This window comes from Dietzia lutea, assembly GCF_003096075.1.
GTDB lineage: Bacteria > Actinomycetota > Actinomycetes > Mycobacteriales > Mycobacteriaceae > Dietzia > Dietzia lutea.
Genome location: NZ_CP015449.1, coordinates 2,408,530 through 2,431,017 on the forward strand (window position 1 = coordinate 2,408,530; position 22,488 = coordinate 2,431,017).

At 72.7% G+C, this 22,488-nt stretch carries 25 protein-coding genes and 1 tRNA gene; 7 read left to right on the top strand and 19 right to left on the bottom strand.

What is annotated here, in order from left to right; genetic code table 11:
• Nucleotides 1-89 precede the first annotated feature (89 nt).
• The gene (locus A6035_RS10935) at nucleotides 90-1,403 is read left to right on the top strand and encodes an aminodeoxychorismate synthase component I (protein WP_108847809.1); all 1,314 of its coding nucleotides are present in this window, start codon (nucleotides 90-92) and stop codon (nucleotides 1,401-1,403) included.
• Between the two features lie 258 nt (nucleotides 1,404-1,661).
• Here A6035_RS10935 and rsmI read toward each other — a convergent pair whose 3' ends face one another.
• Nucleotides 1,662-2,501, bottom strand: a complete 840-nt coding sequence (gene rsmI / locus A6035_RS10940) for a 16S rRNA (cytidine(1402)-2'-O)-methyltransferase (RefSeq protein WP_108849236.1) — start codon at nucleotides 2,499-2,501, stop codon at nucleotides 1,662-1,664.
• A gap of 68 nt (nucleotides 2,502-2,569) precedes the next feature.
• Between rsmI and A6035_RS10945 the strand changes: the two genes are divergently transcribed.
• Nucleotides 2,570-4,081: a dolichyl-phosphate-mannose--protein mannosyltransferase gene (locus A6035_RS10945; RefSeq protein WP_108847810.1), complete on the top strand. Its 1,512-nt coding sequence runs from the start codon at nucleotides 2,570-2,572 to the stop codon at nucleotides 4,079-4,081.
• A 143-nt stretch (nucleotides 4,082-4,224) separates the two neighbouring features.
• Nucleotides 4,225-5,253: a mechanosensitive ion channel family protein gene (locus A6035_RS10950; RefSeq protein ID WP_162534031.1), complete on the top strand. Its 1,029-nt coding sequence runs from the start codon at nucleotides 4,225-4,227 to the stop codon at nucleotides 5,251-5,253.
• A gap of 65 nt (nucleotides 5,254-5,318) precedes the next feature.
• On the opposite strand, the gene A6035_RS10955 is transcribed toward A6035_RS10950, so the two are convergent.
• From A6035_RS10955 to A6035_RS11005, 11 genes are all read right to left on the bottom strand, one after another.
• A complete protein-coding gene (locus A6035_RS10955; protein WP_108847812.1) occupies nucleotides 5,319-5,717 on the bottom strand; it encodes a DoxX family protein in 399 nt (132 codons plus the stop codon).
• A 5-nt stretch (nucleotides 5,718-5,722) separates the two neighbouring features.
• Nucleotides 5,723-6,586, bottom strand: a complete 864-nt coding sequence (locus tag A6035_RS10960) for an SDR family oxidoreductase (protein ID WP_108847813.1) — start codon at nucleotides 6,584-6,586, stop codon at nucleotides 5,723-5,725.
• Between the two features lie 122 nt (nucleotides 6,587-6,708).
• The gene (locus A6035_RS10965; protein WP_108847814.1) at nucleotides 6,709-7,962 is read right to left on the bottom strand and encodes an NADH:flavin oxidoreductase; all 1,254 of its coding nucleotides are present in this window, start codon (nucleotides 7,960-7,962) and stop codon (nucleotides 6,709-6,711) included.
• A gap of 134 nt (nucleotides 7,963-8,096) precedes the next feature.
• Nucleotides 8,097-8,414, bottom strand: coding sequence for a DMT family transporter (locus A6035_RS10970; protein ID WP_108847815.1), 318 nt, complete (start codon nucleotides 8,412-8,414; stop codon nucleotides 8,097-8,099).
• Entirely contained in the window at nucleotides 8,414-8,773 is a 360-nt protein-coding gene (locus A6035_RS10975) for a DMT family transporter (RefSeq protein WP_108847816.1), read from the bottom strand. The genes A6035_RS10970 and A6035_RS10975 overlap by 1 nt, the downstream gene beginning before the upstream one ends.
• A gap of 97 nt (nucleotides 8,774-8,870) precedes the next feature.
• On the bottom strand, nucleotides 8,871-10,103 hold the full coding sequence (locus A6035_RS10980) for an alpha/beta hydrolase fold domain-containing protein (RefSeq protein WP_162533995.1): 1,233 nt from the start codon (nucleotides 10,101-10,103) through the stop codon (nucleotides 8,871-8,873).
• A 75-nt stretch (nucleotides 10,104-10,178) separates the two neighbouring features.
• Nucleotides 10,179-10,251 (bottom strand) — tRNA-Ala (locus A6035_RS10985).
• Nucleotides 10,252-10,364: 113 nt separating this feature from the next.
• Nucleotides 10,365-11,582: a divisome protein SepX/GlpR gene (gene sepX, locus A6035_RS10990; protein WP_108847818.1), complete on the bottom strand. Its 1,218-nt coding sequence runs from the start codon at nucleotides 11,580-11,582 to the stop codon at nucleotides 10,365-10,367.
• Nucleotides 11,583-11,702: 120 nt separating this feature from the next.
• Nucleotides 11,703-12,371 carry a GNAT family N-acetyltransferase gene (locus A6035_RS10995; protein ID WP_425267502.1) on the bottom strand — a complete coding sequence of 223 codons (669 nt, stop codon included), beginning with the start codon at nucleotides 12,369-12,371 and terminating at the stop codon, nucleotides 11,703-11,705.
• 8 nt (nucleotides 12,372-12,379) lie between these two features.
• A complete protein-coding gene (glp, locus tag A6035_RS11000) occupies nucleotides 12,380-13,639 on the bottom strand; it encodes a molybdotransferase-like divisome protein Glp (RefSeq protein WP_108847819.1) in 1,260 nt (419 codons plus the stop codon).
• A 67-nt stretch (nucleotides 13,640-13,706) separates the two neighbouring features.
• On the bottom strand, nucleotides 13,707-14,606 hold the full coding sequence (locus tag A6035_RS11005; RefSeq protein ID WP_108847820.1) for a UTP--glucose-1-phosphate uridylyltransferase: 900 nt from the start codon (nucleotides 14,604-14,606) through the stop codon (nucleotides 13,707-13,709).
• Between the two features lie 65 nt (nucleotides 14,607-14,671).
• Here A6035_RS11005 and A6035_RS11010 point away from each other — a divergent pair, with 65 nt between their 5' ends.
• The 4 genes from A6035_RS11010 to mscL all read left to right on the top strand — a co-directional run bounded on the left by A6035_RS11010 (nucleotide 14,672) and on the right by mscL (nucleotide 17,197).
• A complete protein-coding gene (locus tag A6035_RS11010; RefSeq protein WP_108847821.1) occupies nucleotides 14,672-15,298 on the top strand; it encodes a 5-formyltetrahydrofolate cyclo-ligase in 627 nt (208 codons plus the stop codon).
• Nucleotides 15,299-15,335: 37 nt separating this feature from the next.
• Nucleotides 15,336-15,722 carry an FmdB family zinc ribbon protein gene (locus tag A6035_RS11015; protein WP_108847822.1) on the top strand — a complete coding sequence of 129 codons (387 nt, stop codon included), beginning with the start codon at nucleotides 15,336-15,338 and terminating at the stop codon, nucleotides 15,720-15,722.
• A 403-nt stretch (nucleotides 15,723-16,125) separates the two neighbouring features.
• A complete protein-coding gene (locus A6035_RS11020; RefSeq protein ID WP_108847823.1) occupies nucleotides 16,126-16,674 on the top strand; it encodes a hypothetical protein in 549 nt (182 codons plus the stop codon).
• Nucleotides 16,675-16,768: 94 nt separating this feature from the next.
• A complete protein-coding gene (gene mscL / locus A6035_RS11025) occupies nucleotides 16,769-17,197 on the top strand; it encodes a large conductance mechanosensitive channel protein MscL (RefSeq protein ID WP_108847824.1) in 429 nt (142 codons plus the stop codon).
• Between the two features lie 88 nt (nucleotides 17,198-17,285).
• Here the strand turns inward: mscL and A6035_RS11030 are convergent, their stop codons facing one another.
• The 7 genes from A6035_RS11030 to A6035_RS11060 form a co-directional block, all read right to left on the bottom strand.
• A complete protein-coding gene (locus A6035_RS11030; RefSeq protein WP_108847825.1) occupies nucleotides 17,286-17,498 on the bottom strand; it encodes a hypothetical protein in 213 nt (70 codons plus the stop codon).
• Nucleotides 17,495-18,070, bottom strand: a complete 576-nt coding sequence (locus tag A6035_RS11035; protein ID WP_108847826.1) for a MogA/MoaB family molybdenum cofactor biosynthesis protein — start codon at nucleotides 18,068-18,070, stop codon at nucleotides 17,495-17,497. Before A6035_RS11035 ends, A6035_RS11030 begins: the two co-directional genes overlap by 4 nt.
• On the bottom strand, nucleotides 18,067-19,506 hold the full coding sequence (locus tag A6035_RS11040; protein ID WP_108847827.1) for a S1C family serine protease: 1,440 nt from the start codon (nucleotides 19,504-19,506) through the stop codon (nucleotides 18,067-18,069). The genes A6035_RS11035 and A6035_RS11040 overlap by 4 nt, the downstream gene beginning before the upstream one ends.
• Nucleotides 19,507-19,587: 81 nt before the next feature.
• On the bottom strand, nucleotides 19,588-20,964 hold the full coding sequence (locus tag A6035_RS11045; protein ID WP_235026808.1) for a HAMP domain-containing sensor histidine kinase: 1,377 nt from the start codon (nucleotides 20,962-20,964) through the stop codon (nucleotides 19,588-19,590).
• 14 nt (nucleotides 20,965-20,978) lie between these two features.
• Nucleotides 20,979-21,662 (bottom strand): response regulator transcription factor, encoded by a 684-nt coding sequence (locus tag A6035_RS11050; RefSeq protein ID WP_108847829.1) that lies wholly within the window; start codon nucleotides 21,660-21,662, stop codon nucleotides 20,979-20,981.
• Nucleotides 21,663-21,833: 171 nt separating this feature from the next.
• Nucleotides 21,834-22,004, bottom strand: a complete 171-nt coding sequence (rpmF, locus tag A6035_RS11055; protein WP_007632786.1) for a 50S ribosomal protein L32 — start codon at nucleotides 22,002-22,004, stop codon at nucleotides 21,834-21,836.
• A gap of 53 nt (nucleotides 22,005-22,057) precedes the next feature.
• Nucleotides 22,058-22,318: a type B 50S ribosomal protein L31 gene (locus tag A6035_RS11060; RefSeq protein ID WP_007632787.1), complete on the bottom strand. Its 261-nt coding sequence runs from the start codon at nucleotides 22,316-22,318 to the stop codon at nucleotides 22,058-22,060.
• Between the last annotated feature and the right edge of the window lie 170 nt (nucleotides 22,319-22,488).

The following is a 22,488-nucleotide window of genomic DNA, read 5'->3' on the forward strand; positions in this document are numbered from 1 at the left end:
AGCACGGATCCGCCCCGAGAGGGAATTAAACTCCCTTTCACCTGGCCCCCGGCTGGACCCCGCCTCGGGCGATCTGCCAGGTTGGACGGGTGCACACGTGGGCGGAGATGCCGCCGGATCCGCTCAGAGTCCTGAACGCCTGCGCGCGCCGCGCCGAGCGCGAGGGGCTGCCGCCACCGGCCGCGTTCCTCGGGGACTGGCTGGGCGCGGCCGCGGTGATCGCCCCGTCGGCAAGGCTGGCGCCCGTCGCCCCCGCCGACGCGTTCGCGACCGATGCCCTCGTCGTCGTCGATCCCGACGCCGGGTCCCGCGCCGACGGGGCCCCCGACATCACCCCCCTCGCCGACGGTGCCCCCGGCACCGCGCCCCGCGCCGACGGTTCCCCCGGCACCGACGCCGACCCCGGCCTCACGCTCGGCTTCCGCTCCTACCCCGACGTCCCCTCCGGCGCCAGACGCCTCCTGCCCGAGGCGGTCTCCGGGCGCGCCGACGGGGTGCTCGTCCTGGGCCACGACGGCCGGTGGACCGCGCGGGGCACGGTCCCGGACGCGCGCGAGCTCGCGCCGGGACCGGGAGGAGGGGGCGACGACGACGAGGTCCCCACCCTCGCCTGGGACGCACCGGATCGGGAGGCGCACCGGGCGGCCGTCACGGCCTGCCTGGAGGCGATCAGGGCCGGCGAGATCTACCAGGCCTGCCTGTCCACGCGGCTGGACGGCCACCTGCACGGCGAGCCGGTCGCGCTGTTCAGCGCCCTGTGGCGGCGAACGCGGGCTCGGCGGGCGGCGTATCTGGCCGGCGAGTGGGGCGCGGTCGTGTCGCTGTCGCCGGAGACGTACCTGACCCGCCGCGGCCGCGACGTGCGCTCGGCGCCCATCAAGGGCACCCTGCCGCTGGGCGCCGACCCGGCTCTGCTGCGCGCGTCGACCAAGGACGTCGCGGAGAACATCATGATCGTCGACCTCGTCCGCCACGACCTCGGACGCACCGCCGACCTCGGGACCGTGACCGTGCCCGAACTACTCGCCGTGCACCCCGCGCCCGGCGTGTGGCACCTCGTGTCCACCGTCGCCGTGCGCACCGGCGTGCCCCACGACGAGCTGGTGGAGACGACGTTCCCGCCCGCCTCGGTCACCGGCACGCCCAAACTCCGGGCACGGGAACTCATCTCCGGGTGGGAGCCGCGGGCCCGCGGCCTGCACTGCGGCGCGATCGGCCTGGCCGGGCCCGGCGTGCTGGATCTGTCGGTGGCCATCCGCACCCTCGAGATCGGCCCCGACGGGCGCTGCGAGTTCGGGGTGGGCGGCGGCATCACGATCGACTCCGACCCCGACGCCGAGTGGGACGAGTGCGTCCACAAGGCCGCGTTCACGTGGGGCGGCGGCGACGCGCCCTGGCTCTGAGCGGCGGCGGTTGAGCGGCTAGCGGGTCAGCCCCGCGCGGTCGCGCCCGCGTCGACCGCCCGCGGCGCGGTGAGCACAGAGCCAGCGCGACCGCCCCCGGATACGCTGCGCCTTCGCCCTATGCTGGGACAATGCACGCGCGGGGCCGGGGTGCGCTGCGCGACGGGTCCATTCGGCCAGCACAGGACAAACAGGCAGCGCGACCGGGCGGACTCGCGCTGGCCGTCTGCTCAGCCCTTCAGTGGCGTGGGGGCGCCGTCAGCCGCGCGCGTCGAGGACGGCCTGGTACAGCTCCCGCCTGGTCACCGGCGAGCCCTCGGACACCGCCGCGCACGCGTCCTTGAGCCGCTCCCCCGCCTCCACGCGCTCCTCGACGATCTCCACCAGGTCCTCGAGCGTCGCGGCGGAGTCGGCCGCGTCCGCCCCGGCCACCACCACGACGATCTCCCCCAGCACGCCGGACGCCGTGACCTCGGCGAGCTCACCGAGCGTGCCCCGCAGGACCTCCTCGTAGGTCTTGGTCAGCTCGCGGCACACCGCCGCCCGACGGTCCGGGCCGAGCGAACGCGCGGCCTCGGCCAGGGTGTCGGCCAGCCGGTGCGGGGACTCGAAGAACACGCACGTGCGCTCCTCCGTCGCCAGCCGTGCCAACCACGTCCGGCGCCGGCCGGCCCGCCGCGGCGGGAACCCGTCAAAGCAGAAGCGGTCGACCGGCAGTCCGCTGAGCACCAGCGCCGTGGTCACCGCCGACGGACCCGGCAGGCACGTCACCGGAAGGCCCGCCTCGATGCACGCCACCACCAGCGAGTACCCCGGGTCCGACACCGCCGGCATCCCGGCGTCCGTCACCACCGCCACCACGTCGCCCGCGCGCACGCGGTCGATCAGCTGGGGCACGCGGCCCGCCTCGTTGTGCTCGAAGAAGCTCATCACCCGGCCCCGGATGGTGACCTCCAGGGCCGTCGCCAGCGACCGCAGGCGGCGGGTGTCCTCCGCCGCCACGATGTCCGCCGTGGCCAGCACGTCACGCAGGCGATCCGAGGCGTCACCCGGGTTCCCGATGGGGGTGGCCGCCAACACGACACGTCCGGACGTCATGCCGACCACCCTATCCGCAGGGTGAGGCGTGTCCCCTGGCGGCGCGGGGGCCACACTATGCTCGGCTCGTGACCTCGACCCCCGGCGTGCGGTCCCCCGGACGTCCGCTGCCCGCCCCCGACACCGGCCCGGTCGACACGGCCCGCGACTGGATCGCCACCGGCGTCATCCTGGTTCTGGCATTCGCCTCGCGGTTCTGGGGACTGGCCTCGGCCACCGACAAGGGCACCCCGGTCTTCGACGAGAAGCACTACGCGCCGCAGTCGTACAACATCGCCCAGCTGGGCATCGAGGAGAACCCCGCCTACGGGCTCGTCGTCCACCCGCCAGTCGCCAAGCAGATCCAGTCCCTCGGCGGACTGCTCTTCGACTACACCCCCATGGGCTGGCGGTTCACCGCCGCGCTGGCGGGGGTGCTGGTGGTGCTCATGGTCATGCGCATCACCCGGCGGCTGACCCGCTCGACCCAGCTCGGCTTCGTCGCCGGCCTCCTGCTGTGCCTCGACGGCGTCACCTTCGTGACCTCCCGCATCGGCATGCTGGACATCTACCAGGTGCTCTTCGTCGTGGCCGCCGCCGGCGCGCTGCTGGTGGACCGCGACCAGATGCGCGGCCGCATGCACCGCGCCGTCCTCGAGGGGCGGCTCCACCTCTCCGAACTCGGCCCCCGCCTCGGGTTCCGCTGGTGGCGGTTCACCGCCGGCGTAATGCTCGGCCTCGCGCTCGGCGTGAAGTGGTCCGGCCTGTACTTCATTGCCTTCTTCGGCCTCATGACCGTCGCCTGGGACTGGGCCCTGCGCAGCCGCTACGGCATCCGCCGCCCGCTCGCCGGCGCGCTGCTGCGTGACGCGGTGCCCGCCTTCCTCGCCCTGGTGATCTGGCCCGCGATCCTGCACCTGTTCACGTGGCTCCCGTGGTTCGCCGGCGAGAACTCCGTGTACCGGCACGCCGTCCCCGAGAAGGTCGCCGACACCTGGCTGCCCGACGCGCTGCAGTCGTGGCTGTACTACCAGTCGTCGGTTCTGGACTTCCACTCCTCGCTGACCACCTCCGCCGGCAACCGGCACCCCTGGGAGTCCAAGCCGTGGACCTGGCCCATGAGCCTCCGGCCCATGCTCTACTACGTCGAGCAGGGCGAGGGCGTGGCCGGGTGCGGCGAGACCACGTGTGTCCGCGCGATCATGCTGATCGGCACGCCCGCGATCTGGTGGCTGGCGATCCCGGTGCTGGCGTGGGCGTTCTGGCGCGCCGTCGTCTCCCGCGATGGGCGCTACGCCTTCCCGCTGGTCGGCTACATGGCCGGGTACCTGCCCTGGTTCTTCCAGCACGACCGGCAGATGTACTTCTTCTACTCCTCCGTCATGGTGCCGTTCTTCGTCATGCTCATCGCGCTGGTGCTCGGCGAGATCGCCGGCAAGGCCACCGACTCCCGCCGGCGGCGGCTCATCGGGCGCGGGATCGTGAGCGTGTACCTCGCGCTGGTGATCGTGAACTTCATCTACATGTTGCCGATCCTCGCCGGATTGCCGATCACGCAGGCCGAGTGGAACCACCAGCTCTGGTTGCCGTCCTGGCGCTGACCGGCCGCCTCTACCCGCCGGGGCCGCCCTGAGCGGCGGCTGTGCATCGCGCCCGGGCCCCCGTTTCGTGGTGACGGGCCCCCCGGGCCGTCAGTAGCGTCGCGGAGGTGAACGAGCTACCCATTCCCTTCGCCGATCTCCCGATGAGCGACGTGACCCAGCAGTGGCTGGTCGAGAAACCCGTCACGATCGCCATCTACATCGTGCTGGCCCTGGTGGTGCGCTGGCTGCTGCACCGCGGCATCGACCGGGTCACCACCCCGTCCAAGGACGGGTCGGTCTCCGCGTGGCGGCGACGCCGCCAGGAGAGGACCGACCGGCGCGACGAGGCGTCCGGGTCGGTGCACGACCCGGACGGCGACGACGGTGACGTGAGCGCGGACGAGAGCGGCGGCCTCACCGCCGCGCGGCTGAAGAAGCACGACCGCCGCCGCGACGCCGAGCACGTGCGCGCCGAACAGCGCCGCGCGCAGCGGCGGGCCCAGCGGATGGCGACCATCGGCTCGGTGCTCAAGTCGCTCGTGTCGTTCGTCGTGCTCGTCTGGGTGGTCCTGCAGACCCTGGCCATCCTCGGCGTCAACGTCGCGCCGTTCATCGCCTCCGCGGGGATCGTGGGCGTCGCGCTGGGCTTCGGCGCCCAGACCCTCGTCCGCGACTTCCTGTCCGGGCTGTTCATGCTCTTCGAGGACCAGTACGGCGTCGGCGACTGGGTGGACCTCGGCGTGGCTGAGGGCACCGTCGAGCACGTCGGCCTGCGCATCACCTCGCTGCGCGACCTGCACGGCACGCTGTGGTACTGCCGCAACGGCGACATCGCCCGCGTCGGCAACTACAGCCAGGACTTCGGCGTGGCGTTCCTCGAGATCCCGGTGTCCTACACCGCCGACGTCGACCGGGCGTGCACCGTGGCGATCGAGACCGCCAAGCAGGCGGCGGCCGAGGAGCCCATCGCCTCGAACCTCATCTCCGGGCCGGAACTGCAGGGCGTCAACGCGCTGGACGCGGACTTCTGGTCGCTGCGGATGACCGCCGTGACGCAGGCCAACGCGCAGTGGGCCACCGAGCGGGAGCTGCGCCGCCGGATCCGCAATGCCTTCGACGAGGCCGGGATCGACGCGCCCTACCCGGAGGGCCTGCCGGTCTCCGCGATGCGGGCGATGGCGGCCGAGTGAGGCGCCGCTGAGCGACCCCTACGGCTGCGGCGTCGCCGGCGGCGCGGGGTGCCCCGCCGCCGGTGTCAGCCGCCCAGCACCCTGTCGATACTGAACCTCCCGGCGCCGACGGCCGCGATGAGCGGCGCCCCAACGCCGAGGGCCACGACGAGCTCCCAGCCGTTCTGCGTGACGAACGGGCCGTGGGTGGCGTGCACGAAGTACAGGGCGCCGGCCATGTCCACGCCGAGGAGGATCCCGGCGAGCGGGGTGAGCAGTCCTGCGACGAGGGCGACCCCGGCCACGAGTTCGACCCCGGCGACGATCGCGGCGGTCACCTCCGGCTGCGGAATGCCGTAGCCCGCGAACTGCTCCCCCACCCGCGCCAGACCGAGGGTGAAGAACTTCTGCCACCCGTGCGCGACGAACACCACGCCGATACCCACGCGGGCCAGCAGGATGGCGACGTCCCGGAGGGTCTCCATCCCCCTCACGGGAGGATGCCCTGTCCGACCTTGGTGATCCGGCGGTTGAGCAGCGTCATCGCCAGGTTGTACAGCGGCGGGGCGAGCCTCTGCGCCGCGAATCCCAGGCGGACGTCCGGCGAGGTGTAGACGATGTAGCGGCCCTTGCGCACCCCCTCGAGCATCTTCTCGGCGGCCTCGTCCGGGGTGACGGCGTGACGCCGGAACTGGTCCACGGTCCTGGCGACCTCCGGCATCGAGCGGTCGACGCCCGCGATCTCGATAGTCTCGACCAGAGGGGTATTGACGCCGCCGGGGCAGACCAGGTGGACCCCGATGTCGTAGGGCGCCAGGTCGAAGCGCAGGACCTCGGCGATCCCGCGGATGCCGAACTTGGCGGCGCTGTAGGCGGCGTGCCACGGCAGGCCGAGCAGTCCGGCGGCCGAGGAGACCAGGGCGAGGGCCGAGGGCTTGCCGGCCGTCATCATGGCCGGCACGAACGCCTCCACGACGTGGACGGTGCCCATGAGGTTGACCTCGACCATCGACCTCCACACGCGGTGCTCGAGCAGGTCGGGTCGCCCCCAGGCCGAGTTGCCCGCCACGTGGAAGACCGCGTCGGGGGCCCCGTGCGCGGCGATGACCCGTTCGCCGAAGCCGAGGACGGCGTCGTGGTCGGTGATGTCGAGCGCCTCGCCGGCCAGGACGGGCGCACCCGCGTCCCGGCAGGACTGCTCGGCCGAGGCCAGTCCGTCGGCGTCACGGTCGGTGAGGACGAGCCGGGCCCCCTCACGGGCGAGTCGGATCGCCGTCGACCGGCCGATCCCGCTGGCCGCGCCTGTCACCACGCAGACCTTGCTCCGGTACTCCCTGATGCGTCGCCTCGACATCTGCTCCCCTGTCCCGGCCCGCGTCGTCGGCAGCGGACCGCCTGATGTGCTCACCGTAGCGGCCCGCGGGTGCCGCCGAGGCGGTGTCGGTCGGGCGCGTCCCCTTCCTCGGACCTGCTCTCTCAGACCTGCGGCGTGAGGCTGGTCGCCTGGAGCGTGTCGTGGCCGCCGCGCGGCGGGATCGGAGGCACGTACTCGCGCAGTACGCATCGGCTCCCGCTGTAGATGGTGGCCATGCACCGGTTGCAGTGGACACACAGCGAGCGACGACGCTCGTCCTCCCTGAGCTTGTTGGGGAAGTCGGGCTCGCGCAGCAGGCCGCGGCCCATGGCGACGAACTCGAACCCCGCGTTCATCGCCTTGTCGATGGACGGCCGGTCGACGATGCCGCCGAGCAGCATCATCGGCAGGTCGACGGCCTCGCGGATCTGGCGGGCGTCGTCGAACATGTACGCGTCGGTGTAGGGGTACTCCTTGAACATCTTCGGTCCGACGACCTTCATGCCCATCTTGATCACGGGGGGCTGGGTGGCGGCGAACTCCTCGAGCGGCGCGTCGCCCTTGAACAGGTAGATGGGGTTGAGCAGGGAGCTGCCGACGGTCATCACCAACGCGTCGGCCGAGCCGTCCTGTTCCAGCCACCTGGCGACCTGCCGCGCCTCGTCGATCCAGAAGCCGCCGGGCACACCGTCGTCCATGTTGAGCTTCATCGTCACGGCGATCTTGTCGCCCATGGCGTCGCGGATGGCGCGGCCGATACGGCGGGCAAAGCGGGCGCGGTTCTCCAGCGACCCGCCGTAGGAGTCCTTGCGGCGGTTGAGTCTCGGGCTGAGGAACTCGCTGACGAGGTAATTGTGACCGAAGTGCACCTCGATGGCGTCGAAGCCGGCCTCGTAGGCGCCACGCGCGGCACGGACGTGGTCCTCGACGATCCGGTCGATGTCGGCCGGGGTGCACGCCTTGGTGATGGCCAGGCCGGTGGGCGCGGGGATGCGCGACGGACCGAGCGGGGTCATTCCGTTGGAGGCACCGTTGGCGACGGCGCCGGCGTGGCCGACCTGGGCGGAGATCGCGGCGCCCTCGTTGTGGACCGAGTCGGTGAGCTTGCGCAGCATCCCGCCGTCGTCCATGCCCCAGTGGTACTGGTGCTTGTCGGTGCGTCCCTCGGGGGACGTCGCGAGGTACGCCACGGTCGTCATGCCGACCCCGCCGCGGGCGTACTCGGTGTGGAACTCGATGAGCTCGTCGGTGATCCGCCCACGGGGACACCGGCCCTCGAAGGTGGCGGCCTTGACGATGCGGTTCCGCAGCGTCACGTTGCCGATCCTGCCGGGGCTGAAGACGTCGGGGGCGGGCGTTCCGGGCGCGAGAGTCATGCGCAAACTGTAACCCGTTCTAGCAGCGCTGTCTCGGCGTTGGCCTGCGCTTATGCACAGCGTGTGCATGTTTCTCGGCGGGTGTCGGGCGCCCACCCCGCCTACCTGCGGGGTATAGGGTCTCCTAACCGACGCTAGACGCCCGCTCCGAGCTCGACGAGGAGCACGCCGCAGGCGATGAGGACGATCCCTGCACCCATCATCGGCGTGAGCGGCTCGCGGAACAGCAGGCGGCTGAACACCGCGGCCAGGGCGACACCGGCGGCGGTCCAGATGCCGTAGGCCACGCCGAGCGGCATGCCGGCGGCCAGGGTGAGGGACAGGAACACGAAGGCCACCAGGTACCCGGGCACGACGGCGGCGTACCACCGCGCGTCGTCGACGGCCTTGCGGAGGGAGAGGGTCGCCGCGAGCTCACAACAGATGGCGACGACGAGGTAACCCCACGCCATCACGCGGCCCCTGCCGCTCGGGCGCGAGCGCGCTGGGATCCGAGTTCGACGCACAGGACGCCGGCGATGATGACCGCGATACCGGCCCCCATCAGCGGGGTCAGTGGCTCGGCGAAGATCAGCGCGGACAGGCCCGCGGTGAGCGCGACGCCGGTGGCTCCCCAGATGCCGTAGGCCACGCCCAGCGGCAGTCCGGCCTTCAGCGTGCGGGCGAGGAACGCGAAGGCCCCGAGGTAGCCGATCACCACCACGACGTAGAGCGCGGGCCGGTACAGCGCGCCCTTGAGCGCGAGCGACCCCGCGACCTCGCAGACGATCGCTGCAGCCAGGTACAGCCATCTGCCCGAGGTACCCGGCATCGGCGCGCCTCCCCTCCCCGACCCGGCCGGGTCGCCGCGAGAAGTCTACGGGCCGGCCCCCGCGCGCTCCGGTCGCCCTCGGTGGGGCCGGCGGGGCCTACTCCCCTCGGGGACTCCGCAGGGCGGCCGCGATGTGTTCGGCCAGCACCGCGAGCGCCGACGCGCCCTCGGGCGTCCCGGCGACCACGGGGAAGCAGTGGACCATCCCGGGCCACACCCGCAGGTCGACGGTCGCGCCCCGCGCGGTGCTCGCGTCGACGAAGGCGCGGACGTCGTCGACCACGAAGTCGTCTCCCCCGCAGACGATCGCGACCGGCGGTGCGGCCGCGTCGAGCGGTCGGCGGGCCGGGGAGATCCCAGGGTCGTCGACAGGGGTGTCGCCCGCGTAGGCGTCGCGGCAGTCGGCGGCGATGGACGGGGGCATGAGCGGATCGAGGGCGCCGCCGGATCGCTCCCCGCCGAGGGGCTCGGTGAGGTCGACCCACGGGCTGATCAGGGCCAGGGCCGCCGGTCGTTCGCCGCGCCGGCGCAGACGGTCGAGCAATCCCAGGGCGAGGCCACCGCCGGCCGAGTCGCCGGCGATCACGACCCTCTCGGCGCCGCCGACGTACTCGGCGAGGTGGCTGAACGCGGCCTCCGCGTCGTCGAGCGCGGCCGGGTACCGGTGCTCGGGCGCCAGCCGATAGTCGGGCACGTACGTGGTCGTCCCGGCGAGGCGCGCCAGCGCCTTCGCCATGGTGGCGTGCGTGTCCGACGAGCCGGCGACATAACCGCCCCCGTGCAGCACGAGCAGGCCGGGCGCGTCGGCCTCCCCGTCGATCCACAGACCCGGCACCGGCGCACCGTGCGCGGGCCTCGTCCCCCGGCGCGACCCCGTCGCCCTGGACGCGGTCGTCGCGACCGCCCGCAGCACCCGGATCCACTTCTCGTCGAAGGGCGCGATGGTCAGCACGGGCCGGACGACCAGCTGCAGACCGGCGCGCTGGAAATGTGACGGCAGGCTGGGCCGGCGGGTGACGGCGATCCGCCGGTCGGCCTCGGTGACGAGCCGCCGCGCGAACAGTGAAAGGCCGGCCCGTAGAACCGTCCGTGGGAGCGCAGAGGCGGGCCGCGCAGGCAGGCTCCACTCGAGTTCTCCGCCGCCGTCGGCAAGCGCCCGGACCGTGGCCCGGCCGAGATGCCGGTGCACGTGCCAGATCGGGAGCGGGCCCGCCCATTCGCGCCACCGTGCGGGGTCTGCGGCGAGTGCCAGGACGTCCGCGGGGTCCGCCGAGAACCGTGCGCGGACCGGCGCCGCCCGGGCGGTCACCCTGTCATCTCGACGTGCCACTCCCGCACCTCCCCGGATAGCGGAAAGGCCGTCCCCGCCTGAGCGGAAACGGCCTCTGTCCTTGCGGATCGTGGGTGGAGCTAAGGGGAATCGAACCCCTGACCTTCTCGATGCGAACGAGACGCGCTACCAACTGCGCTATAGCCCCTCGCCGCCCTCGCGGGCCGCGACGCCCCTCTTCCGAGAGGCTGTGCCGCCCTCTCGAGCAGCGTGGAACACCTTACCAGCATGGTCGGGCAGCCGACCAAATCGGGGGTCTGATCAGCCCACCGCGCGCCGCAGCGGCTCGCGATGATGACGCCGCTGATCGTGGCGACCGGGGTCGGTGTCCAGGTCCTCGTGGTAGGTGTCGAGCCCGTCGAAGGCGGGGTCCTCGTCGTCGACCTCCAGCACCACCGCGCCGGGCCGGCGCAGCCGCGGCGGCACGATCGACAGCTCGTCGTCCTCGCGGGACTCCACGCCCAGCCGTGCGCGACGCATGCGCTCGACGCGACGGCGGCGCAGGCTCTCCTCCAGCTTCACCTGGCGACGCAGGTAGGTGAGGTACGCCGCGAGCAGCAGGACCGAACCGCCGGCGAACCACCACACGGCCGGGACGGTGAGCAGTGCCAGGACCACGGCGACCACCGAGAGGCCCACGAGGATGAGGGCCGTGCGCTGCCGGGCGTGCGCGCGCTGCTCGGCGGCCTGCCGGTCCGCCATCGGGTCATAGGCCCCGCGCCCACGACGCCGCTCGGCGAAGTCCAGATCGGCGTCGGTGAGCTCCACCTCGGGCTCGGCCGGACGCCGACGACCCCGATGGGTGAGCACGGCCTCCTCGTCGATGCCCGCCGCGTCCTCGGCATGACCCGTGGGCCCGGCCGACCGCTCCCCCGCGGAGCGTTCGACCAGCTCGCCGTCGACGACCACCGGCCGGCGCGCGTCCTCGTCCGCGTCCACGCCGGCGTCATCCACACGCACGTCACCGACCTCGGCGGCCACGGCCGACGCGCTCCGCTCCGACACGGAGTCCACCGCGCGCACCGAGTCGCGCTCGTCCGCCACCACGACCGCCGGGATCTCGGAGGTGATCTCCTCCGAGGCCTGCTCGTCGCCGTGGACACGCTCGCCCCCGGCCGCGGCGGCGCGCCGCTCCTCCATGGCGCGGCGCACGGCCTCGCCACGGCGGCCGGCCGCCTCGCGGCGCAGGGTCTGCTCGAGCAGGTGCTCCCACGTCTCGGTGTCGAGCAGCTCGGCGTCCGTCGCGCCCGCCCCGGTGGGCAACCCGAAGACCGACTCCTCGGACTCGACCTGCACGGGATCGGCCGCGGCGCGCCCACGACTGGGCACCAGGCGGCCGGAGCCGCCGGAGTACAGCGTGCGCGTCTGTGCCAGCGCGTCACCGGTGCGGCGGATGGGATTGCGCGACCGGATGAGCATCGGCGCGAGGACGAACAGCCAGACCACCACCAGCAGGATGATCAGCAGCGAGCTCGACATCGATCAGGCCTCCTCGAGCGTCTACCCCGACTCGGGACGTCGTGGTGAGGCTCCAACCGTAACGGCGCGCGAGCCCGGTGAAGCGGCGGCGCGCCGCAGGTCACGATGCTCAGGACATCCTCAGACGCGCCGGGCCCGGCCGGCCTGGACGAGCGCCGCCGCCGCGCCCCGACCGTGCTCCTCGCGGGTGCGGGCGACCAGGAGGTGATCGCGCCACGCACCGTCCACGTGGAGGTAGCGCCGCAGCAGCCCCTCCTCGCGGAACCCACACCTCTCGAGCACCACGCGGCTGGCCGTGTTCTCCGGCCGGACGGTCGCCTCCACGCGGTGGAGGGCACCCGGGCCGAGGGCGTGGTCCACGCCGAGCGCCAGCGCGGCGGTGGCCACCCCGCCGCCGACGAACGGGCGGCCGACCCAGTACCCGATCCAGCCGGAGTGCAGGGCACCCCGGGTGATGCCGCCCACGGTGAGCTGGCCGCAGAAGCGGCCGTCGAGTTCGATGGCGGCGGGCAGGGTCGCCCCGGCGCGGGCGTAGCGCCGGAGCTGGGCGTGGATGGGCGGCCAGGCGCGCGCCGAGTTGTTCTCGTGCCACCGGCCCTCGACGGTCGGCTCCCACGGTTCGAGGTAATCCCGCTCGAACAGACGCAGCGCCGACCAGGCGCGCGCGTCCCGTCGGCGGACCGGCCGCAGGGTGACGACGCCCGCGGGCACGCGCAGCGGCCCGGCCTCGAGGGGCCACCCGGGATGGGCCGCCGTGTCGGCGGTCAACACGTCCCACACGCCGCTCACGCCCCGGTTCACCCCCGCTGGGCGAGGAACATCACGTCGACCTCGTCACCCGCCCTCACGGCGGTGACGCCCGGATCGATCACGACGAGGCAGTTGGCCTCCGCGAGCGACGCGAGCAGGTGGGTCGACGCCCCCTGCGCGCCGCCGAGTGCGCGGACCAGGTACTCACCGGTGTCCGTGTCGCGCATGAGCTGCCCGCGCAGGTAGCCGCGACGCCCCTCGACCGACGAGATGGGGGCGACCGTGCGGGCGCGGACGGTGCGGCGCATGGGCTGGCGCTTGCCCAGCGCGATGCGGATGAGGGGCCGCACCATGATCTCGAACACCACCAGCGCGCTCACCGGGTTGGACGGCAGCAGGAAGGTGGGGACCTCGTCGCGACCGAGCCGGCCGAAGCCCTGCACCGACCCGGGGTGCATGGCGACCCGGTTCACCTCGATCTGCCCGAGCTCGGCCATGACCTGGCGGATCCGGGTGGTGGCCTCTCCGCCGGCGGCGCCGGAGACCACGACGAGTTCACTGCGGACGAGCTGACCCTCCAGCACCTCGCGCAGTCGTGACGGCTCGGTGCTGGCGATGCCCACCCGGTGGACGTCGGCACCGGCGTCACGCCCGGCGGCGGTGAGGGCGTAGGAGTTGACGTCGTAGACCTGCCCGATGCCGGGCCGGCCGTCGACGTCCACGAGTTCGTCGCCCACGGAGATGACCGACATGCGCGGCTTGGGGTGCACGAGCACCTTGGCGCGGCCGACGGAGGCGAGAAGGCCGACCTGGGCGGGACCGATGATGCTGCCGGCGCGGACGGCCACGTCGCCGGGTTGGACGTCGTCGCCGATGCGGCGGACGTAGTCACCGGTGCGGACGGTGCGGGTCGGGACGATCTGCCGGCCGTCGGGGGTGGCCCAGCCGATCGGCAGGACCGCGTCGGCGAGAGTCGGCAGCGGCGCGCCGGTGTCGACGCGCACGGTCTGACCGGGCTGCAGCCGGATGGGCTGGCGGGAGCCGGCGGTGATCTGACCGACCACGGGCAGGGCCACGGGGCCGTCCGGCGCGTCACCGCCCCGGTCGCCAGGGCCGTCGGGCCGGACGTCGACGCTGCGCACCGCATAACCGTCGATCGCGGCCTGGTCGAACGACGGGAGCGGGCGCTCGGCCACGACCTCCTCGGCGCACAGCAGACCCTGCGCCTCGGAGATCGCCACGCGCACGGGACGCGGGGCGACCGCGGCCGCCGTCACCAGAGCCAGCTGTTCCTCGACGGAGCGCACCAGGTGCTCCTTTCCCGTACCCGTCACCGCCCGCGCGAGCGGACCCGCCTCACCAGTGGAAAAGGGGTTACGCCCCCAGTCGGCCCGCGAGCCACTCGCGGAGGTCGTCCGCGTACGCCGGGTTGTCCAGCGCGAAGTCCACGCACGCCTTGATGTAGCCGCCCGGGTTGCCCAGGTCGTGGCGGGTGCCGTCGTGGACCACCACGTGCACGGGGTGCCCCTCGTCGATGAGCAGGTCGATCGCGTCGGTAATCTGGATCTCCCCGCCGGCGCCCGGCTCGGTGCGACGCAGCGCGTCGAAGATCGCGCGGTCGAGCACGTACCGCCCGGCCGCGGCGAGGTTGGAGGGCGCGTCCTCGGCGGCCGGCTTCTCGACCATGCCGAGCACCTTCTTCACCGACGGGTCGTCGGTGTCCTCCACCTCGAACACGCCGTAGGAGGAGACGTTGTCCGGGTCCACCTCGAACGCGCACAGCACGCTGCCGCCGCGCTCGGCGCGGACGGCGTTCATCTGGCCGAGGATCCCGAACGGCAGCACCAGGTCGTCCGGCAGCAGCACCGCCACGGCCTGCTCCTCGGCGCCGAGCACCGACTCGACCTGCGCGATCGCGTGCCCCAGGCCCAGGGGCTCGTCCTGACGGACGTCGACGACCTCGATGAGCCCGGGCGCGCGCTGGACCTTGTGTAGCAGGACGTCCTTGCCGCGGTCCTCGAGCGTGCCCTCGAGGACGGAGTCCTCGGCGAAGTGCGCCATCACGCCGACCTTGCGCTCGGAAGTGACGATCGCGAGCCGCCCGGCCCCCGCCTCGGTGGCCTCCTCGGCGATGAGCTCGATCCCCGGCGTGTCCACGACGGGCAGGAGCTCCTTGGGCACCGTCTTGGTGGCGGGCAGGAACCGGGTCCCGAGACCGGCCGCCGGGACGACGGCGGTCCGGAACTGCGGCGCGGGTGAGGTGTCGGACGTCATGGCGACCACCTTAGACCGCGTACCCGGCACCCACGGGTGACGCCACGCGCGGCAGACTGTGGCTCATGCCGCAGGACGAGCCCGACGTCGGCGCGGGGCCCACCGCCGACGCGGCCGTGAAGGCACGGTTGCGCCGGGAGGTCCTCGCGCGCCGCGCCGCCGTGCCCGCGCCGGTGCGCGTCCGGCGTGACCGGGCCATCCTCGACCACCTGGCGGGGATCGTCACCGCGGGGATGGTCGTCTGTGCGTACGTGCCCGACGACGACGAGGCCGGCGGGCGGGGTCTGCCGGAGGAGCTGGCGCGCCGCGGTGCGCGGGTACTATTGCCCGTCTCCCCGGCGCGCGGCCCGGTGGAGTGGGCTGCGTACGCCGGGCCGGCGGATCTGGTTCGGGGCCGGTTCGGCATCCTCGTGCCGTCAGCGCCGCCGGGGGACCCGGAACTCATCGCCGACGCCGACCTCGTACTGGTGCCGGCCGTGGCCGTCGACCGTTCCGGGACGCGGCTCGGGCGGGGCGGCGGCTACTACGACCGCTCGCTCGCACTCGTCGGGCCCCGCACCCGACTCCTCGCGCTGGCCGACACGGAGAACGTCCTCGAGCACATCCCCGCCGAGGCCCACGACCGGCCCGTGCACGGCGCCATCACGCCGGACGGGGTTCTCGACTTCGGAACTTGGCACTCGCCGGAGTAGAGTGCCAATCACAATCCGATACGTCTCGGGAGGCCAGATGCCCACCTACTCCTACCGGTGCCGCGACTGTGGCGTCGCCTTCGACATCCAGCAGTCCTTCGACGAGGACTCGCTGACGGTCTGCCCGCAGTGCGACGGCGGCCTGCGCAAGCTCTTCAACACGGTCGGTGTCGTCTTCAAGGGCTCCGGCTTCTACCGCACGGATAGTCGCGGCGCCGGCGAGGGCGGCTCGTCCGGCTCGGGTTCGTCCGGGTCCGGTTCCTCGGGCGGCTCCTCGAACGGCAGCTCCTCGAACGGCTCGTCGAGCGGCGGTTCCTCGTCCACCGGGTCCTCGGGATCAGGGTCCGGTTCGGGCTCGAGCGCGACCGCCGGTGCCGGCTCGTCCTCGGGCTCGTCCAGCTCGTCGTCGTCCTCGTCGTCGTAACCGACCTCGTAGTCGACCTCCCCACCCCTGCTCGCAGTCGCTCCCGCGCCTGGCGCCTCGCTCCCGCGCCTGAGCACTCGGAACGCAGCCGCTCCTGGGCATGGCGTCTCGCCCGCTCTTCGGGGTGTGCGAGACGCCATGGCGGGGAGCGGCTGCGTTCACCATGTCCCGCGCCCGGGACCCCGCCGCGCCCCCGGCCCCACGTCCGGGCCCGGCGGCTCCCCCTGCCCGACGGCCGTGACTCGGCGTCTCTCCACATCCCCGTCCGCCTCCACAGGTCTCTCGTGTGGGCGCTCGCGGCGCAGCCGTCGCCCGGAGCGTGCGGCTACGGTCTGACCGACACCGCCGGGCGACGGCGGCATCGCTGATCGCGCCGCGGGCGCGCCGACCGACGGGGGACCCCATGCGCCGCACCATCGCCTCGGTGACCACGCCCGGGCGGTGGCGGCGGCGACGCACAGCTCGGATGGCGCTTGCGGCCGCGCTCGTGGTGGCAGCACCGTTCGTCGGCCGGTCCGATCCCGCGGAGACCACCGGTCCCCCGCCCGACGCCGCGGCCTCTGTGACCGCCGCCCCCGACGGCGGCGCGGCACGACCCGTGCGGGTGGTGCCCATCGCCCTCGCCGATCCCGCCGTGGCCGACCTCCTGCAGCCCGGCGACCTCGTCGACCTCGTCTCCACGATCGACGCCGGGGCCGTCCCGGGTACCAGCGACTTCGGCGGGCAGGCGGCCCAGCGCCCTGCCGCGGACGCTTCCGAGCACGGCGACGCGGATGCCGCCGGGCACGGCGCCGCCGGCGATCTCGTCGTCGCGCGTGCAGCCCGGGTACGCGACACCCCTGCCGGGCGTTCGGGTGCCCGATCCGTGCTGGTCGAGGTCCCCGAGGACCTAGCCGCCCACCTCGCCGCGACGGCCGCCACTAGCCCACTGGCCGTCGTCGTGCACGGCTGAGCGGCCGAGCGCGGGTATTCCGCGGCGGCGTGTCCTGCTGATATCGTCCGTGCCGATTCGGCAGCGCGGTGACTACAGCTGACAGGGGCGGGCGATGCTCAAGGGTTTCCGGGATTTCATCATGCAGGGCAACGTGATCGACCTGGCCGTGGCCGTCGTGATCGGCACCGCCTTCGCATCGATCGTCGACGCGTTCACCAGCGCGATCATCAACCCGCTCATCGCCCTGCTCGGCGGCGACAAGGAGATCGGCTTCGCCGTCCAGCTCCTGCAGAACAACCCCGAGACGCTGATGGACTTCGGGAGTCTCATCTCGGCGGTCATCAACTTCCTGCTCATCGCCGCCATCATCTACTTCGTGCTGGTGGGGCCGATGAACAAGATGAAGGAAGCCGCCGCCAGTCGGAAGGGCATCGAGGCCCCCGCCACGGACAACGAACTCCTCGTGGAGATCCGCGACCTGCTCGCCGGGCGGCCGCTCGCGCACCCCTCCGACCCCGAGAATCCAGCCAGCGAGTCCTGACGGCGTCGCTCGGGCGGTGTGCTGGCAGCTCCCCGGGGCGGACGTGCGCCGTCAGCGGGACGGGCTCAGTCATGGTGGCGGGGTGGGCTCAGTCGTGGTGGGGTGGGCGTTGCTCGCGCCACCAGTCGTCCCCGAGCCGGGTGTCCCTGCCGCGCGCCTCGTCGGAAGTGGTCTCCGGCAGCGTCTCGCCGAACACCTCGTCGATGCGCTTGCGGTCCGCGGCGCGGCGGTCGGCCCCGTTGTGGGTGGTCCCCCGGGGGCCGGTCCGCCGATCGTCGTCGGTGTCCCGCGAGCCGATCACAGACCGTCGAAGCCCGACAGCTGCGCGACCACGTACGACACGAGCGGGCACAGCGTGGCCATCCCGTCGCGGATGGCGGCCCGGCTCGGCGCGAGGTTCGCGACCACCGTGCTGCCGGAGACCCCCACGTGCCCGCGGGAGACGATCGAATCGACGGCACCCGCGGTGAGGCCGGACGAGCGGATGGCCTCGGCGATACCGGGCAGTCGCTGGTCGAGGATCTCCTCGGTGACCTCCGGCGTGATGTCGCGGGGGCCGACGCCGGTCCCGCCGATGGTGACGACGAAGTCGAACCCGCCGACGACCGCGGTCTCGAGCGCCTTGCGGATCTCCGACTCGTCGGCCGCCACCCCGACGACGCCGCCCACGAGGAAGCCCTCCTCCTCGAGGAGCTCGGTGACCAGCGGGCCGATGAAGTCCTCCCGCTCCGGCATCCGGTCCGTGACCACCACGACCATCGCGCGGCCGGCGATCGCCGGCTCCGGCGGCTCTACGGCCGTCGGGTCGAAGTCCACGTGCGTGGGAAGCTTGCGGCCTCCGGGCAGGGCCCTCGGATCGAATCTGGTGCTCATCTGGCCTCTCCCAGTGCAACGTCGACGGTGTTCGGCGGTTCGCCCTCACGAGAAGCATAGGTGACGGACACCGTCTCCCCCGGAGCGCGGGACCGGATCGCCGCGACGAGCGCGTCACCGTTCTCGATGAGCCGCTCGCCTACCCGGGTGACGATGGCGCCCTCCTCGATGCCCGCGCGGTCAGCCGGGCCGCCGGGCTCGACCGAGCGCACCAGCGCGCCGTCTCCGGCCGGGGAGTCGCTCACCGTAACGCCGAGCACCGCCCGGGTGGCGAACCCCTGCTTGATGATCTGATCGGCGATCCGGCGGGCCTGGTCCACCGGGATCGCGAATCCCAGCCCGATCGACCCCGAGTTGCCCGAGCCCAGCGACGCGATGGCCGAGTTGATGCCGATCAGCTCGCCGTTCATGTTCACCAGGGCGCCACCGGAGTTGCCGGGGTTCACCGCGGCGTCGGTCTGGATCGCGTCGATCACCGTGCTCTGATCGGACTGCGCACCACCGGCACGCACCGGGCGCTCCAGCGCCGAGACGATACCGGTCGTGACCGTCCCGGACAGCCCGAGCGGCGAGCCGATGGCGGCCACGGCCTGGCCCTCGTTCAGGTTGGCGGACGTGCCGAGCGCGACCGGCGTCAGCGGGCGGGGCGCCTCGGCTCTGATGACCGCGATGTCCGTCGCGGGGTCGGTACCCACGATGCTCGCGGGTGCCTTGGAGCCGTCATCGAAGCGCACCTGGATAGTGCCGCCGACGGTAGCCATCGCGATGACGTGGTTGTTGGTGATGATGAGCCCGTCCGCCGTGAGCACGACCCCGGACCCCTCGCCTCGCCCGGTCTGGGCGCGCACGTCGATCGAGACGACGCTCGGCAGCACCTTGTCGGCGACCGCCTCGACCGTGCCGTCCGGCGCCTGCCCCACCGGCTGGGTGGCGCTGATCGGTGAGGACAGGCCCTCACCCGATCCACCTGCCACCGTCGCGCCGATCCACCCGCCCAGTCCGCCCGAGACGAGCATGGCGGCCACGATGCCGGCCACGACAAGTCCCTTGCCGGTCTTGCGCGACGTCGACCCGGGCTCGCCTCCGATGTGCCCCGGCCCGCCCTGGAAGGGCGTGCCCGTCGTCGCTCCCGGTCCCGCGGGGCCGGCCTGGCCCGGGTGCTGCTGCGGGGGAAACGCCGTGGTGGCGCGGCCGTCGTCGCCCCACCCCTGAGCGGGCCGACCCGGACCCGCGGGGGCACCCGGGCCAGCCGGTCCGCCGGGCGCGGCCGCACGCTGCTCACCGTAGGGGTACCGACCGGCATACGGGTCGCGACCCCCATAGGGGTTCTGTCCTGCCGGATGCTGCGGGGATCCGCCGAGGCCCGCGCCCGGTCCGGCGGCCCATTCGTCTCCGGGTCCCCGGTCGCCCGGGCCCCGACCGTTCTCGTTCTCCATGGCCCCATCGTCCCTGACCGCGCTGTGTGCCGGCTGAAACCCGACCGGAACTGGCCAGGCACCCCCGGGGGCACCCGGCGATCAGTTGGGGAACTGCTCGCTACCCGGGATGGTGAGGCGCACCTGCGCGCCACCGCCCTCGGCGTCACCGATCTCGACGGTACCGCCGTGCCGGGTCGTCACCTGTCGGACGATCGCGAGACCGAGACCGGACCCCGGCATGCCGCGGGCCTCGCGGGACCGGTGGAACCTCTCGAACACGAGCTCCCTGTCCTCTTCGGGGATACCGGGGCCCTCATCTGACACCGTCAGCTCCATCACCGCGTCGGACACGGGCCGCATCCGCACGGTCACCGTGCCACCGGCCGGACTCCATTTGGCCGCGTTGTCGCACACGTTGAGCACCGCACGCTCGATCCCCGCCGAATCGCCGTACGAATACCACGGCCTCAACTCGACGTCGAACTCCACGTCGTGCCGGCGGCGACGCACCCGCTCGAGCGCCCGCTCGACGGCCTCGGATACGGCGACCGGCTCTAACTCGACCTCGCCGGAGTCCTCGCGCGCGAGCTCGACGAGATCCCCCACCAGCTGGCTGAGCTCGGAGATCTGCCCGACGACGTCCTCCTCGAGGGAGCGCCTGTCCGCATCCGGGATCGACGGCGCCCCCGGGCGGCTGGCGGCGATGAGCAGCTCGACGTTCGTCCGGAGACTCGTGAGCGGGGTCTTGAGTTCGTGCCCGGCGTCCGCGACGAGGCGCGCCTGGCGTTCGCGGCTCTCGCCCAGCGCGACGAGCATCTGGTTGAAGCTGCTCGTGAGGCGTGCGATCTCGTCGTCACCGGCCACGGGGATCGGCCGCAGGTCGTCGGTCCGGGCGATGCGCTCCACCGCCCTGGTCAGGCGGGCGACCGGCGCGAGCCCGGTCCGACCCACCGCGGTGCCCGCCACCGCGGCCAGCGCGATCCCGGCCGCACCGACCAGGGTGAGCACGATCGCCAGACGGTTGAGGGCCGCCCTGGTGGGGCCGAGGTCCTGAGCGAGGATGAGCGTGGACCCGTCCCGGACGCCGACCGCATAGATCTGCTTGCCGCTCGAGGTCCGAAGACTCGATTCGGACTCCCCGCGCACGACGGAGATCTCCGGCCCGCCGATCTGGAACGGCTCGCCGGTCGCGGTACGTACGCCCGAGGGCGCCACGATCTGCGCGTCCAGATTCGGGTTAAACGCGCGGAGCGCGATGAGGGTGCTGCGGGACTGCAGCGCGAATTCGGACGCCAGCTGACTGTTCACCAACTGATCGGCCTGCTGCTGCAGCCGACTGTTGACGTCGCTGTACATCGACCCCGACACGACGAAGTACGCCGCGACGGCCATCAGGGCCACCGCGACCCCCACCGAGCTCGCTGCCAACAGCGTGACCCGCTGGTGCAGTGAGATCGGGGCGGTTCCCGTCCGCATCGCGCGGGCCGGCACTACGGCGTCTCGCGCAGCACGTATCCGACACCGCGGACGGTGTGGATCAACCGGTTCTCGCCCTCACCTTCCGTCTTGCGGCGCAGGTAGCCGATGTAGACCTCGAGCGCGTTACCCGACGTCGGGAAGTCGTAGCCCCACACCTCCTCGAGGATGTGGCTGCGGGTCAGCACCCGACGCGGGTGGTGCATGAGCAACTCGAGCAGGGAGAACTCGGTGCGGGTGAGCTGGATGCGTCGCTCCCCCCGGCTCACCTCACGGGTCGCCAGATCCATGCGCAGGTCCTCGAACTCGAGGACCTCGTCGACCTCCTCGGCGTCGGGGCCGCGACGACGCAGCAGCGCGCGGAGGCGGGCCAGGAGCTCCTCGAGCGCGAACGGCTTGGGCAGGTAGTCGTCGGCACCGGCGTCCAGTCCGGCGACGCGCTCGGAGACCGCGTCCCGCGCGGTGAGCATCAGTACTGGCAGATCGTCGCCGCGGCTACGCAGGATGCGGCAGACCTCGAGGCCGTCGCGGCGCGGCATCATGACGTCGAGGATCACGGCGTCGGGCCGGTCGGCGTCGACCCTCTCGATCGCCTCGACCCCGTCGCCCGCCAGCTCCACGTCGTACCCGTTGAACGTGAGGGAGCGCCGGAGCGATTCGCGTACGGCCTGGTCGTCGTCCACCACGAGGATCTTCATAGGTGAAAGTCTCGCCTACCCGGCTGAAACCCGGCTGAGGAACGCCTCAGGCAGGTGGGTCTACGCCGACGAGCCCGGCAGGTCCGTGGGGACCTGCCGGGCTCGCGACCGGCGTGTGCGTGCGGCGCTTGTCAGCGCCGCAGTACTCGACTGACAGCGCTCAGGGGCGACTCAGCGGTCGAGGTCGATCAGACCGAGCTTGGCGGCCTTGACCAGACGACGCGGCAGCGCCACGGGGCGGCCGTCGATCTTGGTCTCCTGGAGGGCGACGTTGTCGGCCTTCCACTGGGAGCGGCGGGAGTGGGTGTTGGCGCGCGAGAGGCGGCGCTTGGGAACTGCCATGGTTATCGTCCTCGGGGTCTAGGAGGTGTACCGGGGCGCGGACGCCCCGCGTCTCACTTGGCGCGACGGGCGCGGTTGCCGTAGCGGCGCTGGAACTTCTCGACGCGGCCGGCGGTGTCCATGACTCGCTGCGCACCGGTCCAGAAGGGGTGCGACTCGCTGGTCACGTCCACGACGATGAGCGGGTACGTCTGACCGTCCTCCCACTCCACCGTGCGGGAGCTCGTCGCGGTGGAACGGGTGAGGAACTTGGTGCCCGTGCCCGAGTCCTGGAAGACCACCGGGTGGTAGTCGGGGTGGATGTCGTTCTTCATACTGGATCCCTCTAGCTCGGTAGAAGTCTGTGGGTCTGGCGCTCGCCCCGGCGGGGACGCGCAAGTGCCAGTGGCCGAACCGGGGATTCCGGTGTCAGCACACGCATCGAAAGATCGTACCCGTAGGATGGCCGGGCACCCAATTCGAGCGGACCGCGGTGGCGTCCGCG